We start from the raw sequence: 16149 nt of genomic DNA, 5'->3' as shown, positions 1-16149 counted from the left end.
TCAGTGCCCCGCGGCGAGCAAACGCTCGACTTCGGCCAGGCGTTCATGGGTGCCGACATCGACCCAGCGCCCGGCGAAACGCTCGCCACTGACCAGGCCTGCGCCCATGGCCCGGCGCAACAGCGGCGCCAACTTGAAGGCGCCCGGCTGGCAACCGGCGAACAAGGCCGGGGCCAGCACGGCGATACCGCTGTAGGTCAGACTCGGCTGGTCGGTGTGCGCCTCGCCGACCCGCTCGGCGCACAGGGCAAAATCACCGGCACTGTGATGCGGCGGATTCTCCACCAGCACCAGATGGGCCAATCCCGGCAAGGGTCGACGCAGCTCGGCAAAGGGGTAGTCGGTGAAGATGTCGCCATTGACCAGCACAAAGGGCTGATCGCCCAGCAGCGGCAGCGCGCGGAAAATTCCGCCGCCGGTTTCCAGCGGTTCGCCTTCGGCCGAATAGGCGATGTTCAGGCCAAAATCCGCGCCATCGCCCAAGTAGTCCTCGATCTGCTGACCGAGCCAGGCGTGGTTGATCACCAGCTCACGGAATCCGGCCGCGGCCAGGGCGCGCACGTGGTACTCGATCAAGGGTACGCCGGCGGCCCGGACCAGCGGCTTGGGCGTATGCAGGGTCAGGGGGCGCAGGCGTTCGCCCTTGCCGGCAGCAAGGATCATCGCCTTCATGCCGGCACCGCTGCGGCCTGGGGCAGGCTGGCGAACAGCTGTGCCAGCTCGGCCAGCTCCGGCCGACGCGCCAGTACCGCCTCTATGTAAGCGAAGAAGCGCGGTACATCGGCCAGGTACCTGGGCTTGCCATCACGGTGACAGATGCGCGCGAAGATGCCGATCACCTTGAGATGACGCTGTACACCCATCAGGTCGCTGGCGCGCAGGAAGTCGTCCAGCTCGGCCTGCAGCGGAATCCCCGCCGCCCTGGCCTGCTGCCAGTAGCCCGCGAGCCAACCGCGCACCCGCGGCTCGGGCCAACTGAGGAAGGCATCCTTGAACAGGCAGGTGACGTCGTAGGTCACCGGGCCGTAGACCGCATCCTGAAAGTCCAGTACCCCGGGGTTCGGCGTGCCGAGCATCAGGTTGCGCGGCATGTAATCGCGGTGCACCAGCACCCTGGGCTGGGCCAGGGCACTGTCGATCAGCAGTGCGCAGATGCGCTGCCAGGCGGCCTGTTGCGCCTCGCTCAGCTCGATGCCCAGATGCCGCCGCACATACCACTCGGGGAATAGCTGCAGCTCGCGGCGCAGCAAGGCATCGTCATAACTGGGCAGCGGCGCATCCATCGGCAGCTGCTGAAAGGCCAGCAGGGCCTGCACGGCATCGTCGAACAGCCGATCGGCGTTCTGCCCGTCGATCACCTCCAGGTAGGTCTGGTGCCCCAGATCGCTGAGCAGGAGAAATCCCCGCGGCAGGTCCTGGGCGAGAATCTGCGGCACATTGACCCCAGCCTCGGCCAGCCGCTCGGCGACCTTGACGAAGGGCCGGCAGTCTTCCTGCGGCGGTGGTGCATCCATCAGGATCAGGCTGCGGCCAGCGCCCTGCCAGCGGAAATAACGGCGGAAACTGGCGTCACTGCTGGCGGGCGTCAGGGTGCCGAGCGGCACCTCACCCCAGCCGCGGGCGGCGAACAAGGCTGGCAGTTGCTGGTCGAGCCAGCGGTTGAGAAGCTGCAAACGTATATCTTCATCAGGCATTACAGGGGTCTCCGACGGCGCTAGCCGTTGCGCGGGTCATGCTTTATTATCCAGCATCTTGTGCGACACGCGTAGCGTGTCTCCAGCTTCGCGGTGAGGAGTCATCGTGAAGGGTTTCCGTAAGGAAACCAAGGGCCCCGGCATCCAGTCCAGGGAACCAAAACCAGCCCAGAAGTCCATTGCCTTCAAGGACTTGCCGCAGCGGCGGCCGCAAACCCCAAGGTCGCCTAGCACTCGGAAGCGCGACTGCGAACCAGCTTCACTAGGTTCTGGAGTGCACACTCAACGGAGGGAAGGCATGAGCCAAGAAGTCTTTGGTTTTCTCCTGCTGACCTGCCTGCTGTTCTTCTGTAGCGGAATGGCAGTCTGGGCAAAGTGGCCTGAAATAAAGGGCTACCTCGCTAAGCATAGAGCTCCCCACAAACGTTGACCCTGGCCCTGGCGGCCCCACCCTCGCGGGAGAGAATCCCCGCTGGGGTTCCTCCTGCCTCAAAAACAGGAGGAAAACTCACCCAGAGCACGCTGCTGTAGCAGTCCCTGCTCACTTCAAACCGGAGACATGAGCGAAAGCTCTGTCTGTCATTGTCCAGCCATTGCCGGTTCGGAATGGTAGCGGACTCGTTGTGCGACCAACGATAGCCTAGGGAAACATGCGTCACCGGTAACGGTGGGGTATGAAGCTTTCCCGACAATGTAGCCCCCGTCAGGGTGCGACCTCGCCGCGAGGCGAGGCGTAGATGCTCGGAGCAGTACCGGGTTGAGGCGCTAGGCTGGCTGGTATGGGCAACGCAAGTGAACTGCTGATAAACACCGTAAGGATAACCATGCCCAAACTGCTGTTAGGCATGAACCAAAAGGTGCGAGGTCGGTTATCTCCGTGGGATGTGGGGATACGTCGCCACTACGACCTCCGGTGAAAAGGCAGGCCCTAACCCAGTCGTGTGACAGATAGGGAACGTGGTAAGCCCGTATCGCTGCCCTAGTGGCAGGCTAGCCGCAAGGCGAGCTGTTGGCGGTGCGGGTAGGGGATCGCAGAGAAAGCGAACGCCGGGCTGTAATGGTTCGGATAGGGGTTGGAATATCACCCCACGGGAAACCGGGCAGACTTCTGCGTGGTCTTTCGTCGCATGACCTCTGATTGAACCTGTCTCAATGAACCTCGGGCTCGGCTGTATAGAGCCCAACCTAACCAACCCTGGCGGGATGCGCGCTTCCCGTCAGGGATCGGCGTGTGTCTTCCGCTCGGGGTGGCTCAACCATCTTGAGAGGAAAGCAGCATGAAAGAGCTCAGCCAACAGGCCGGGTCTGCGCTTTCCGGTGCTCCGCGGCAGTGGCACGACATCGATTGGTGTCGTGTGCAGCGGAACGTCCGGGGAATGCAGGTGCGGATTGCGAAGGCTTGTCGGGAAGGCGAATGGCGCAGGGTGAAAGCCCTGCAACGGATGCTGACCCGCTCGACGTCGGCCAGGTTTCTGGCCGTACGGCGAGTCACTGAAAACCAGGGCAAGCGCACGGCGGGAGTCGACCGCGTGCTCTGGGATACACCCGACGCCAAATGGAAAGCGGCACAAGGGTTGAAGCGGCGCGGATACCAGCCACGGCCTTTACGGCGTGTGTTCATTCCGAAGTCGAATGGGAAGGAGCGCCCCCTGGGCATCCCGACCATGACCGACAGGGCCATGCAGGCGCTGTATCTGCTGGCACTGGCGCCCATCGCGGAAACCACGGGCGATCCGAACAGCTACGGCTTTCGAATCGAACGCTCGACGGCGGATGCGATGGGACAGTTGTTCCTCTCCCTATCCAAGAAGGCTTCGGCCCAATGGGTACTGGAGGCGGACATACTGGGCTGTTTCGACCATATCAACCATGACTGGCTGATCGCCAACGCCCCAACGGACAAGGCGGTCTTGCGGAAATGGTTGAAGGCTGGTGTGGTTCACAAAGGCCAGCTACAGGCAACGGATGCCGGTACGCCACAGGGTGGGATTATCTCGCCCACCCTGGCGAACATGGTGCTCGATGGTCTGGAATCGCAGCTCAAGCAACACCTGTGCGTGACAAGGGCCAAGAAGCTGAAGGTCAACGTGGTGCGTTATGCGGACGACTTCGTGATCACTGGAGACTCCCCGGAGCTTCTGGAAAGCGAGGTCAAACCCTGGGTAGAGCAGTTCCTGGCGGTACGCGGGCTGCGGTTGTCGCCCGAAAAGACGCAGATCGTCCACATCGACCAAGGCTTCGATTTCCTTGGATGGAACTTCCGCAAGTACAACGGGAAGCTCCTGATCAAGCCGAGCAAGAAGAACGTCAAGGCGTTCTATCGCAAGGTGAAGGAAGTCATCGACACCCACAAGACGGCCAGGCAAGAGGATCTGATCCGACTGCTGAACCCGATGCTGCGTGGCTGGGCGCTGTATCACCAGCCCGTAGTCGCCAAACAGGCGTATAGCCGCATGGACTACAGAGTGTTTCTCAAGCTCTGGCGTTGGGCGAAACGGCGACACCCGAACAAGTCGCTGGAATGGGTCAGGAAGAAGTATTACCAGACCCAAAGCGAACAGAACTGGGTGTTTGCCACCACGCTAATGGACGAGTCAGGAGCAAAGCGGAACGTCGGACTGTACTCGCTTGCGAGTACACCGATCGAGCGGCACAAGAAGGTGAGCGGGGAATACAACCCCTTCGATCCTGCCATGGAAGAGATGGGCGAGAAACTGCGGATGGAACGGATGCTGAAGAAGCTGAAGTACCGCGAGCAAATCCTTCGCCTGTTCCAGAGTCAGAAAGGACTGTGTGCGCTCTGCAATCAACCGATTACCAAGGAAACGGGGTGGCACGACCACCACATTATCTACCGCTCACAAGGCGGTGGAGACTCCCTAAATAACCGGGTACTATTGCACCCCATTTGCCACCAGCAGCTCCATGCTCGTGGTTTGACAGTATGCAAGCCGGCCCCTTCGGGGGCTTTGTAAAGGCTTGAGCCGTATGCGCTGAAAGGCGCACGTACGGTTCTTAGGGGGCCCCGATTCCGGCAACGGATCGGGGCCACCCGACTTTCAGCCCATCGAGAGGCGTGCGGCCCCTGGGCCCAATGCGCGCAGGAAGCCCGGATAACAAGATGGCAGTAAAATACCCTAGGTTCCGCAAAAAATTCCCCCTTCTGGTTACTGGCGGTCTTCTGGCCTTGCAGCCACTGGCCAGTCAATTCGCCGTCGCCGCCGAGCAATTCGACTGCCAGGCATCCGCCGGCGGAGGCTGGGCATGCGCCCCGAAAACCAGTAGCGCGGCGGTGCCGGAGCGGCCCGCGGCAAAAACTGCGACAACGACCACGGCTCAGCACCAGGGCAGCCCTGGCGCGACTCGGGCCTCCGGCGCCACCCTGGTTACGCAGAGCGGCGGCAAAGCCCTGGCGTCGCGCAGCGCCGACTATAGCCACCTGGACTGGGTGCCCCGCGAGAACCTGAACGAAGCGCAACTGGCAGAAATCGGCCCCTACTGTGCGGGCGGCTATGTAGAACCGAGCCGCCCGGGGATGAACGACAAGACGCCGATGAGTCAGGCGCCGCTGTTCGTTTCCGCCAAGGCCTCGCGCTATGAGCAGGAACAACAGGTCGCCACCCTGGCCGGCGATGTGGTGCTGCGCCAGGCCGGCATGCAGGTCGAGGCCGACGAAGCCAGCCTGCACCAGGCGGAGAACCGCGGCGAACTGATCGGCAACGTGCGCCTGCGCGATCAGGGCATGCTGGTGGTCGGCGATCGCGCCGAGCTGCAACTCGACAACGGCGAAGCCCGGGTCGATAACGCCGAGTATGTGCTGCACAAAAGCCATGTACGCGGCAGCGCACTCTACGCCAAGCGCGAAGAAACCGCGGTTATCCGCCTGAAAGACGGTACCTACACCTCCTGTGAACCGGGCAGCAATTCCTGGCACCTGAAGGGCAATAACGTCACCCTGAACCCGGCCACCGGCTTCGGCACCGCGACCAACGTGACCCTGCGGGTGAAAGACTTCCCGGTTTTCTACACCCCCTATATCTATTTCCCGATCGATGATCGCCGCCAGTCCGGCTTCCTGCCGCCGAGCATCAGCAGCTCCAGCGATAATGGTCTGACGCTGCAAACGCCCTACTACTTCAACCTGGCGCCGAACTACGACGCCACGCTCTACCCGACCTACATGAGCGACCGTGGTCTGCTCCTCGAGGGCGAGGGCCGCTACCTGACCAAGAGCAGCGAGGGCCAGTTTGGCGCGGCTTACCTCGACGACAGCAATGACGACCGCAAACTGCAGTCGGACTACGCAGACCAGCGCTGGCTGTATAGCTGGAAACACAAGGGCGGCCTCAACTCGCGCCTGCTGGCCGAGGTCGACTACACCGACATCAGCGACCCCTATTACTTCCAGGATCTGGACACCGATCTCGGCATCGACACCGCCACCTATGTCAACCAGCGCGGCACCCTGACCTATCGCGGCAACAGCTACACCGCGCGGCTGAATGCCCATGCTTACGAACTGGCCACCATCACCGATCTCACGCCTTACAACCGTCTGCCGCAGATCACCCTGAACGGCGCCCTGCCATTCCAGCCCGGCGGCCTGAATCTCAGCTACGGCAGCGAACTGGTACGCTTCGACCGCGACCTGCGTGACGGCTTCTTCATCAATGAAGAAGGTGTAGCCGAACAAGCCTGGTATGACGCGAACCTGCGCGGCCTGGCCCGCGCCAACGGCAACCGCCTGCACCTGGAGCCGGCCGTCAGCCTGCCGCTGAACTGGAGCTGGGGCTTTCTCAAGCCCCAGGTCAAATACCTGCAGACCAATTACGACCTGAGCCTCGACCAGCAGGGCAAGACCAGCCTGCTGGCCGAACAGGAGTTCAACAGCAGCCAGGACCGCGGCGTCCCGATCTTCAGCGTGGACAGCGGCCTGTACTTCGACCGCGACACCACCTTGTTCGGCAAGTCCTATCGCCAGACCCTGGAGCCGCGGCTGTTCTACCTCTATGTGCCCGAGGAAGACCAGACCGACATTCCGCTGTTCGACACCGGCGAGAGCACCTTCAGCTACGCCTCGCTGTTCCGCGAGAACCGCTTCTCCGGCAAGGACCGCATCGGCGACGAGAACAAGCTGTCGCTGGGCGTCACCAACCGTTGGATCGAGGCAAACGGCTTCGAGCGCCAGCGCTTCAGCATCGGCCAGGCCTTCTACTTCGAAGACCGCCAGGTGACATTGCCTGACAGCTTCAGCGGACGAGCAAACACGTCACCCTTGCGGGATCGCTCTGACTACACATCCTCCGTCTCGCCGTACGCCCTCGAATACCTGTACCGCTTCAACCGCGACTGGCGCTTCTCCTCCGACTTCAACTGGGATCCGGACACCCGCCGCACCCGCTCGGGCAGCGCGATGTTCCACTACCAGCCGGAAGACAACCCGAACAAGGTGGTCAATGCCGGCTACCGCTACCGCAACGACACCATCAGGTTTGACCAGACCACCGGTAACTGGGTGATCGGCGGCGGCGACTTTGGCAGCCCAACACTGGCCGACGGCAGCCCCAACCCCAACTTCATCAAGGACTACTACAAGGTCAGCCAGCATGACTTCTCGGTGATCTGGCCGATCGTCCCGCAGTGGAACCTGATCTCGCGCTGGCAGTACGATTACGGTCGCGATCGCACCCTCGAAGCCTTCGGCGGTTTCGAGTACGACAGCTGCTGCTGGAAGCTGCGCCTGATCAATCGCTACTGGATCGACTATGACGAAGTCAGCCTGAACCCGTCGCTGAATGACGAGCCGGACCGCGGCATCTTCCTGCAAATCGTCCTCAAGGGCCTGGGCGGTGTGACAGGCAACAAGGTCGAGACTTTCCTCGATCAAGGCATTCAAGGTTATCGTAAACGTGAAGATCAAGCTTTCTGACTGCGTGCGCCCGCTGCTGCTGGGCGCGCTGTTTCTGGGTGCCGCGGCGCAGGCCGAGGTGCAACCGCTGAACCGCGTCGTGGCGATTGTCGACAACGACGTCATCATGCAGAGCCAGCTGGACGCGCGCCTGCGCGAGGTGCAACAGACCATCGGCAAACGCGGCGCGGCACTGCCGCCGGAGCAGGTGCTCAGCCAACAGGTGCTGGAGCGCCTGATCATCGAGAACATCCAGCTGCAGATTGGCGACCGCTCCGGCATTCGCATCACCGATGAAGAACTCAACCAGGCGCTGGCCAGCATCGCCCAGCGCAACGGCATGAGCCTCGAGCAGTTCCGCGCCGCCCTGGTGCAGGACGGCCTGTCCTATGCCGACGCCCGCGACCAGGTGCGCCGCGAGATGGTCATCAGCCGCGTGCGTCAACGCCGGGTGGCCGAGCGCATCCAGGTCACCGACCAGGAAGTGCAGAACTTCCTCGCCTCCGACCTCGGCAAGCTGCAGCTCTCGGAAGAATTCCGCCTGGCCAATATCATCATTGCACTGCCCGACGGTTCCTCCCCGCAAGCGATTCAGGCGGCTGAGCGCCAGGCCAAGGAACTGCACCAGCAACTGCGCGAAGGCGCCGACTTCGCCCAGATGGCCGTGACCCACTCGGCCAGCGAGAACGCTCTTGAAGGCGGCGAGATGGGCTGGCGCAAAGCGGCGCAACTGCCACCACCATTCGACGCCATGATCGGCGCGATGGCGGTCGGTGACGTCACCGAACCCATGCGTACCCCCGGCGGCTTCATCATGCTCAAGCTCCTGGAAAAACGCGGTGGCGGCACCCAGGTTCTCGAAGAGGTCAACGTTCGGCACATCCTGATCAAGCCCAGCGAGATTCGCAGCGAAGCGGAAACCAAGCGCCTGGCCGAACGCCTGCACGAGCGCCTGCTGGCCGGCGAAGATTTCAGCGAGCTGGCGAAGAGCTTCTCCGAAGACCCGGGCTCGGCCCTCAACGGCGGCAGCCTCGACTGGATCGACCCGAGCGCGCTGGTGCCGGAGTTCCGCGAGGTGATGAGCAACACCGCCAGCGGCGAGCTGTCGAAACCGTTCAAGAGCCCTTACGGCTGGCACGTGCTGCAGGTTGTCGGCCGCCGCGCCACCGATAGCAGCGCGCAGTTCCGCGAGCAGCAGGCCTTGACCGTGCTACGCAACCGCAAGTACGACGAAGAACTGCAAGCCTGGTTGCGGCAGATCCGCGACGAGGCCTACGTCGAAATCAAGCTGTAGGCCCAACGCAGCAGATCGAAGCCCGGCGCCTGCTCCTCGCAGCGCCGGGCTTTTTTCGCTCCACGGCGGCGCGGCGTACACTGACACCGCCTACCTCGACACCCAGGCGGAAGGCACAACCGAGAACCTGACCATGACTGCACAACAGCTCTTCGCCCTGACCCCTGGCGAGCCGGCGGGCATCGGCCCCGACCTGTGCCTGCTGCTCGCTCGCCAGGCGCAACCCCATGCGCTGATCGCCATCGCCAGCCGCGAACTGCTCGCCGAACGCGCCAACTGCCTGAACCTGGATATCCGCTTGATCACGGTCGGCCCCGGCAACTGGCCGAGCGCGCCCGCAGCGGCCGGCAGTCTGTTCGTCTGGGACACGCCCTTGACTGCCGCCGTACAGCCCGGCCAACTGGACCCGGCCAATGCCGCTTATGTACTGGAAACCCTGACCCGCGCCGGTCAGGGCTGCCTCGACGGGCATTTCGCCGGCATGATCACCGCACCGGTGCACAAGGGCGTGATCAACCAGGCCGGCATCGCCTTCTCCGGGCATACCGAATTTCTCGCCGAACTGACCCACAGCGAACAGGTGGTGATGATGCTCGCCACCCACGGCCTGCGCGTGGCCCTGGTGACCACCCACCTGCCGCTCAAGGATGTCGCCGCCGCCATCACCGCCGAGCGCCTGACCCGGGTCAGTCGCATCCTCGACCATGACCTGCGCAGCAAATTCGGCATCGCCCGGCCACGCATTCTGGTCTGCGGCCTCAACCCGCATGCCGGTGAAGGCGGCCACCTCGGCCGCGAGGAAATCGAGGTGATAGAACCGACCCTCGAGCTGCTTCGCGGCGAAGGCATCGACCTGGTCGGCCCGCTGCCGGCCGACACCCTGTTCACCCCCAAGCACCTCGAGCACTGCGACGCCGTGCTGGCGATGTACCACGACCAGGGCCTGCCGGTGCTCAAGTACAAGGGCTTCGGCGCCGCCGTCAATATCACCCTGGGCCTGCCGATCATCCGCACCTCGGTCGATCACGGCACGGCCCTGGATCTGGCCGGCAGCGGCAGGATCGACAGCGGCAGCCTGCAGGTCGCCCTGGACACCGCCTATCAGATGGCAGCAGCCGGCGGTAAGCGGTAAGCGGTAAGCGGTAAGCGGTAAGCGGTAAGCGGTAAGCGGTAAGCCTGGCAGGGTGCCGTCACCGGCCGCAACTGGTAAGCTGCGCGCCTTCGCAATTTTGCTTTGGGCTCTTGCTTGTCGCTTGTGGCTTGAAACTTGGAGCTGCCGTCTTGTCCGACCATCACCACCACCGCGCGCGCAAGCGCTTCGGCCAGAACTTTCTGCACGACGCCGGCGTCATCCACCGCATCCTGCGCGCCATCCATGCCCGTGAAGGCGAACGCGTGCTGGAGATCGGCCCGGGCCAGGGCGCCCTCACCGAAGGCCTGCTCGACAGCGGCGCACAACTCGACGTGATCGAGCTGGATCGCGACCTGATCCCGATCCTCAACGCCAAGTTTGCCGCCGAGCCGCGTTTCCAGCTGCATCAGGGCGACGCCCTGAAGTTCGACTTCGCCAGCCTGGACCCCGCCCCGCATAGCCTGCGCGTGGTCGGCAACCTGCCGTACAACATCTCCACCCCGCTGATTTTCCACCTGCTGAACAACGCCGCCCTGATCCGCGACATGCACTTCATGCTGCAGAAGGAAGTGGTCGAGCGTCTGGCGGCAGGCCCCGGCGGCAAGGACTGGGGCCGGCTGTCGATCATGGTGCAGTATCATTGCCGGGTGGAGCATCTATTCAATGTCGGCCCCGGCGCGTTCAATCCGCCGCCCAAGATCGACTCGGCGATCGTGCGTCTGGTACCGCATGCAGTGTTGCCCCATCCGGCCAAGGACCACCGCCTGCTCGAGAACGTGGTGCGCGAGGCTTTCAACCAGCGGCGCAAGACCCTGCGCAACACGCTCAAGGCGCTGCTCAGTGCCGATGAGATCGAAGCAGCCGGCGTGGATGGCAGCCTGCGCCCCGAACAGTTGGATCTGGCCGCCTTCGTCCGCCTGGCCGACCGGCTGGCCGAGCAACCCAACGCCGCCTGAGCCGGCTAAACTGGCTTTTCAGCTTATCGAGTTCTAGTTCATGGCAGACCCCCGTTACCAGGTCGACGTCAGCGTCACCACCCGCTATTTGCCGGAGCAGTCGCAACCGGAGCAGGACCGCTTCGCCTTCGCCTATGACGTGACCATCGTCAACCAGGGTCAGTTGCCGGCCAAACTGCTGTCGCGCCACTGGCTCATCACCGATGGCAACGGTCATGTGCAGGAGGTGCGCGGCGCCGGCGTGGTCGGCCAGCAGCCGCTGATCGCAGTCGGCGACAGCCACACCTACAGCAGCGGCACCGTCATGGCCACCCGCGTCGGCACCATGCAGGGCAGCTACCAGATGCTCGCCGAAGACGGCAAGCAGTTCGATGCCCTGATCGCGCCATTCCGCCTGGCGGTTCCAGGCTCGCTGCACTGATGGCGACCTATGCCGTCGGCGACCTGCAGGGCTGCCTGAAACCCTTGCAATGCCTGCTGCAGCGGGTCGCCTTCGACCCGACCGAAGATCGCCTGTGGCTGGTCGGCGACCTGGTCAACCGCGGTCCGCAATCGCTCGCCACCCTGCGCTTTCTCTACCAGATGCGCGCTGCGCTGACCTGCGTGCTGGGCAACCATGACCTGCACCTGCTGGCCGTCGCCTGCAATATCGAACGACTGAAGAAGAGCGACACCCTGCAGGAGATTCTCGACGCCCCTGATCGCGCCGATCTGCTCGACTGGCTGCGCCGGCAGAAGCTGCTGCATTACGACGCCGAGCGCGACATCGTCCTGGTGCATGCCGGCATCCCGCCGCAATGGTCGCTGACCAAAGCCCTCAGGCGCGCGGCCGAGGTCGAGGAAGCCCTGCGCGACGACGCGCGCTTCCCGCTCTACCTCGATGGCATGTACGGCAACGAGCCGGCCAAGTGGGACAAGGATCTGCACGGTGTGGCCCGCCTGCGGGTGATCACCAACTACTTCACGCGCATGCGCTTCTGCACGGCCGATGGCACCCTGGACCTGAAAAGCAAGGAAGGCGTTGCCAGTTCGCCGCCCGGCTATGCGCCCTGGTTCAGCTACAAGCAGCGCAAGACCCGCGGACAGAAGATCATCTTCGGCCACTGGGCGGCCCTGGAAGGTCGCTGCGAGGAACCCGGCCTGTTCGCCCTGGACACCGGTTGCGTGTGGGGTGGCGCCCTGACCCTATTGAATATCGACAGCGGCGAACGCCACCGCTGTGACTGCAGTGAGGTGCACCCATGAGCGAGTTCACACGTATCCCCCCATCCACTGCTCAGGCTCTGCGCCAACAAGGCGCCGTGGTGGTCGACATCCGCGATCCGCAGAGCTTTGCCGCCGGCCATATCAAAGGCTCGCAGCACCTGGACAATCACTCGCTGCATGACTTCATCGCCAGGGCCGACCTCGACCTGCCGCTGATCGTCACCTGCTACCACGGCAACTCCAGCCAGAGCGCCGCCGCCTACCTGGTCGGCCAAGGCTTCAGCGCGGTGTACAGCCTGGATGGCGGCTTCGAACTGTGGCGTGCGACCTTTCCGGAAGAGACCGCACAAACGCCGGACGAATAAAAAATTTACCCGCGCCAAGCCACGCCAACACTGGGCTACCGCCCATCTCTAAGCAGCGGTAATATCCTGTTATCGTTCGTTGCCACTTGACCTTGCCGATTCCGAACTATCCTTTAGCTCAGGCCATCCAAAATCAAGGTAGAGCCGGCTAGCCGGCATCCGGGCCATCGGTAAGACCTTTAGGTGTTCTGGGGGATTTTCCTGGGCTGACATGTCAGCCGATCACCCGCACCCGCACGACCGATGCCACGGCGGCTCTAAGCATCGAGCGAGGTGAAGTCATGAGCATTTTCAGCCACTTCCAACAACGTTTCGAGGCGACTCGGCAGGAGGAATTCTCCCTGCAGGAGTACCTCGAACTGTGCAAACAGGATCGCAGCGCCTACGCCACTGCAGCCGAGCGTCTGCTGCTGGCGATTGGCGAGCCTGAATTGCTCGACACCTCAAGCAACTCTCGGCTGTCGCGGATCTTCTCCAACAAGGTGATCCGCCGCTATCCGACCTTCGCCGACTTCCACGGCATGGAAGAGTGCATCGACCAGATCGTCTCCTACTTCCGCCACGCCGCCCAGGGCCTGGAAGAGAAGAAGCAGATCCTCTACCTGCTCGGCCCGGTTGGCGGCGGCAAGTCGTCGCTGGCGGAAAAGCTCAAGCACCTGATGGAAAAAGTGCCCTTCTATGCGATCAAGGGCTCGCCGGTGTTCGAATCGCCGCTCGGCCTGTTCAACGTCGACGAGGATGGCACCATCCTCGAAGAGGAATACGGCATTCCGCAGCGCTACCTGAACAGCATCATGTCGCCCTGGGCGACCAAGCGCCTGACCGAATTCGGTGGCGACATCAGCCAGTTCCGCGTGGTCAAGCTGTACCCCTCGATCCTCAACCAGATCGCCATCGCCAAGACCGAGCCGGGCGACGAGAACAACCAGGACATCTCCGCCCTGGTCGGCAAGGTGGATATCCGCAAGCTGGAGGAATTCCCGCAGAACGACGCCGACGCCTACAGCTATTCCGGCGCCCTGTGTCGAGCCAACCAGGGTTTGATGGAATTCGTCGAGATGTTCAAGGCGCCGATCAAGGTACTGCACCCGCTGCTGACCGCCACCCAGGAAGGCAACTACAACAGCACCGAGGGCCTCGGCGCGATTCCCTACAGCGGCATCCTGCTGGCCCACTCCAACGAGTCGGAGTGGCACAACTTCCGCAACAACAAGAACAACGAGGCGTTCATCGACCGTATCTACATCGTCAAGGTGCCCTACTGCCTGCGCGTCACCGACGAAATCAAGATCTACGAGAAACTCCTCACCAACAGCTCGCTGGCCAAGGCCCATTGCGCGCCGGACACCCTGAAGATGCTCGCCCAGTTCTCGGTACTGAGCCGCCTGAAGGAACCGGAGAACTCGAATATCTACTCGAAGATGCGCGTCTACGACGGCGAAAATCTCAAGGACACCGACCCCAAGGCCAAGTCGATCCAGGAGTACCGTGACAACGCCGGCGTCGACGAGGGCATGAACGGCCTGTCGACCCGCTTCGCCTTCAAGATCCTGTCCAAGGTGTTCAACTTCGACCCCCACGAGATCGCCGCCAACCCGGTGCACCTGCTCTATGTACTGGAGCAGCAGATCGAACAGGAGCAGTTCCCCGCCGAAACCCGCGAGCGCTACCTGCGCTTCATCAAGGAGTACCTGGCGCCGCGCTACATCGAGTTCATCGGCAAGGAAATCCAGACCGCCTACCTGGAGTCCTACAGCGAATACGGGCAGAACATCTTCGACCGCTACGTGCTGTACGCCGACTTCTGGATCCAGGATCAGGAGTACCGCGACCCGGAAACCGGCGAGATCCTCAACCGCGTCGCGCTCAACGAAGAGCTGGAGAAGATCGAGAAACCGGCCGGCATCAGCAACCCGAAGGATTTCCGCAACGAGATCGTCAACTTCGTGCTGCGCGCCCGGGCCAACAACAACGGCAAGAACCCGACCTGGCTCAGCTACGAGAAGCTGCGCGTGGTGATCGAGAAGAAGATGTTCTCCAATACCGAAGACCTGCTGCCGGTCATCAGTTTCAACGCCAAGGCGAGCAAGGAGGATCAACAGAAACACAACGATTTCGTCACTCGCATGGTCGAGCGCGGCTACACCGACAAGCAGGTACGCCTGCTGTCCGAATGGTATCTGCGGGTTCGTAAATCGCAGTAAGGCAGCCATAAGCAGCAAGCTTTAAGCTGCAAGCAAGAGGTTCAGGAGTGGACCGCTCTTGCAGCTTGTGGCTTGTGGCTTGCAGCTCCCCGGAGGGGCCCCATGAGCCATGTGATCGACCGACGCCTGAACGGCAAGAACAAGAGCACGGTAAACCGCCAGCGTTTCTTGCGGCGTTACCGCGAGCACATAAAGAAAGCCGTCGAAGAGGCGGTGAGCCGCCGCTCCATTACCGACATGGAGCACGGCGAGCAGATCAGCATCCCCGGACGCGACATCGATGAGCCGGTGTTTCACCATGGCCGCGGCGGCAAGCAGACCATCGTCCATCCGGGCAACAAGGAATTCACCGCGGGCGAACGCATTCCGCGGCCGCCGGGCGGTGGCGGCGGCCGCGGCGCGGGCAAGGCCAGCAACACCGGCGAAGGCATGGACGAATTCGTCTTTCAGATCACCCAGGAAGAATTTCTCGACTTCATGTTCGAGGATCTCGAACTGCCCAATCTGGTCAAGCGCCACCTGACCGGTGCCGACACTTTCAAGACCGTACGCGCCGGCATCAGCAACGAAGGCAATCCGTCGCGGATCAACATAGTGCGCACCCTGCGCTCGGCCCATGCCCGGCGCATCGCCCTGTCCGGCAGCAGCCGCACCAAGCTGAAAGAGGCACAGCTCGAACTGGAGCGGCTGAAGCGCGAGGAGCCGGACAACTTCGGCGACATCCAGGCGCTTGAAGCGGAAATCGGCAAGCTCCAATCCCGGATAAAACGGGTGCCCTTCCTCGACACCTTCGACCTCAAATACAACCTGCTGATCAAGCAGCCCAATCCCAGCTCGAAGGCGGTGATGTTCTGCCTGATGGACGTCTCCGGCTCCATGACCCAGGCCACCAAGGACATTGCCAAGCGCTTTTTCATCCTGCTGTACCTGTTTCTCAAGCGTAACTACGACAAGATCGACGTGGTGTTCATCCGCCACCACACCAGCGCCAAGGAGGTGGACGAGGAGGAGTTCTTCTACTCCCGCGAGACCGGCGGCACCATAGTCTCCAGCGCGCTGAAACTGATGCAGGAGATCATGGCCGAGCGCTATCCCACCAACGAGTGGAATATCTATGGCGCCCAGGCGTCGGATGGCGACAACTGGAACGACGACTCACCGATCTGCCGGGATATATTGATCAAGCAGATCATGCCGTTCGTGCAGTACTTCACCTACGTCGAGATCACCCCGCGCGAGCACCAGGCGCTGTGGTTCGAGTACGAGCAGGTCAGCGAAGCCTTTGACGACACCTTCGCCCAACAGCAGCTGGTGTCGGCAGGCGATATCTACCCCGTGTTCCGCGAACTGTTCCAGCGGAGGCTTGCGACATGACAGCGCATGACAGCAG

At 62.6% G+C, this 16149-nt stretch carries 13 protein-coding genes; 11 read left to right on the top strand and 2 right to left on the bottom strand.

Going from position 1 to position 16149, the window contains the following annotated elements:
* Entirely contained in the window at positions 1 to 672 is a 672-nt protein-coding gene (gene murU, locus BM315_RS04710; protein WP_090498322.1) for an N-acetylmuramate alpha-1-phosphate uridylyltransferase MurU, read from the bottom strand.
* Entirely contained in the window at positions 669 to 1694 is a 1026-nt protein-coding gene (locus tag BM315_RS04705; protein WP_090498320.1) for an aminoglycoside phosphotransferase family protein, read from the bottom strand. Before BM315_RS04705 ends, murU begins: the two co-directional genes overlap by 4 nt.
* A 298-nt stretch (positions 1695 to 1992) precedes the next feature.
* Here BM315_RS04705 and BM315_RS25235 point away from each other — a divergent pair, with 298 nt between their 5' ends.
* The 11 genes from BM315_RS25235 to BM315_RS04650 all read left to right on the top strand — a co-directional run bounded on the left by BM315_RS25235 (position 1993) and on the right by BM315_RS04650 (position 16133).
* Complete coding sequence (locus BM315_RS25235) at positions 1993 to 2124, top strand: hypothetical protein (protein ID WP_268787740.1); 132 nt, start codon at positions 1993 to 1995, stop codon at positions 2122 to 2124.
* An 847-nt stretch (positions 2125 to 2971) separates the two neighbouring features.
* Positions 2972 to 4669 (top strand): group II intron reverse transcriptase/maturase, encoded by a 1698-nt coding sequence (gene ltrA / locus BM315_RS04700; protein WP_090498318.1) that lies wholly within the window; start codon positions 2972 to 2974, stop codon positions 4667 to 4669.
* A 146-nt stretch (positions 4670 to 4815) separates the two neighbouring features.
* On the top strand, positions 4816 to 7623 hold the full coding sequence (locus tag BM315_RS04695; RefSeq protein WP_090498316.1) for an LPS-assembly protein LptD: 2808 nt from the start codon (positions 4816 to 4818) through the stop codon (positions 7621 to 7623).
* The gene (locus BM315_RS04690; RefSeq protein ID WP_090498314.1) at positions 7604 to 8896 is read left to right on the top strand and encodes a peptidylprolyl isomerase; all 1293 of its coding nucleotides are present in this window, start codon (positions 7604 to 7606) and stop codon (positions 8894 to 8896) included. Before BM315_RS04695 ends, BM315_RS04690 begins: the two co-directional genes overlap by 20 nt.
* Before the next feature lie 133 nt (positions 8897 to 9029).
* On the top strand, positions 9030 to 10028 hold the full coding sequence (gene pdxA / locus BM315_RS04685) for a 4-hydroxythreonine-4-phosphate dehydrogenase PdxA (protein ID WP_090498311.1): 999 nt from the start codon (positions 9030 to 9032) through the stop codon (positions 10026 to 10028).
* Between the two features lie 149 nt (positions 10029 to 10177).
* Positions 10178 to 10984: a 16S rRNA (adenine(1518)-N(6)/adenine(1519)-N(6))-dimethyltransferase RsmA gene (rsmA, locus tag BM315_RS04675; protein ID WP_090498307.1), complete on the top strand. Its 807-nt coding sequence runs from the start codon at positions 10178 to 10180 to the stop codon at positions 10982 to 10984.
* Between the two features lie 40 nt (positions 10985 to 11024).
* Positions 11025 to 11405, top strand: coding sequence for a Co2+/Mg2+ efflux protein ApaG (apaG, locus tag BM315_RS04670; protein WP_090498305.1), 381 nt, complete (start codon positions 11025 to 11027; stop codon positions 11403 to 11405).
* Positions 11405 to 12229 (top strand): symmetrical bis(5'-nucleosyl)-tetraphosphatase, encoded by an 825-nt coding sequence (locus BM315_RS04665; RefSeq protein WP_090498303.1) that lies wholly within the window; start codon positions 11405 to 11407, stop codon positions 12227 to 12229. Before apaG ends, BM315_RS04665 begins: the two co-directional genes overlap by 1 nt.
* Positions 12226 to 12555 (top strand): thiosulfate sulfurtransferase GlpE, encoded by a 330-nt coding sequence (gene glpE / locus BM315_RS04660; protein ID WP_090498301.1) that lies wholly within the window; start codon positions 12226 to 12228, stop codon positions 12553 to 12555. The genes BM315_RS04665 and glpE overlap by 4 nt, the downstream gene beginning before the upstream one ends.
* 281 nt (positions 12556 to 12836) lie before the next feature.
* The gene (locus BM315_RS04655; RefSeq protein WP_090498299.1) at positions 12837 to 14759 is read left to right on the top strand and encodes a PrkA family serine protein kinase; all 1923 of its coding nucleotides are present in this window, start codon (positions 12837 to 12839) and stop codon (positions 14757 to 14759) included.
* 102 nt (positions 14760 to 14861) lie between these two features.
* Positions 14862 to 16133: a YeaH/YhbH family protein gene (locus BM315_RS04650; protein WP_090498297.1), complete on the top strand. Its 1272-nt coding sequence runs from the start codon at positions 14862 to 14864 to the stop codon at positions 16131 to 16133.
* The last annotated feature ends 16 nt before the right edge of the window (positions 16134 to 16149 follow it).

Origin of the sequence: Pseudomonas borbori (genome assembly GCF_900115555.1) — a bacterium.
In the GTDB taxonomy this organism is placed as follows: domain Bacteria; phylum Pseudomonadota; class Gammaproteobacteria; order Pseudomonadales; family Pseudomonadaceae; genus Aquipseudomonas; species Aquipseudomonas borbori.
This window is presented reverse-complemented; position numbering and strand designations above follow the sequence as displayed.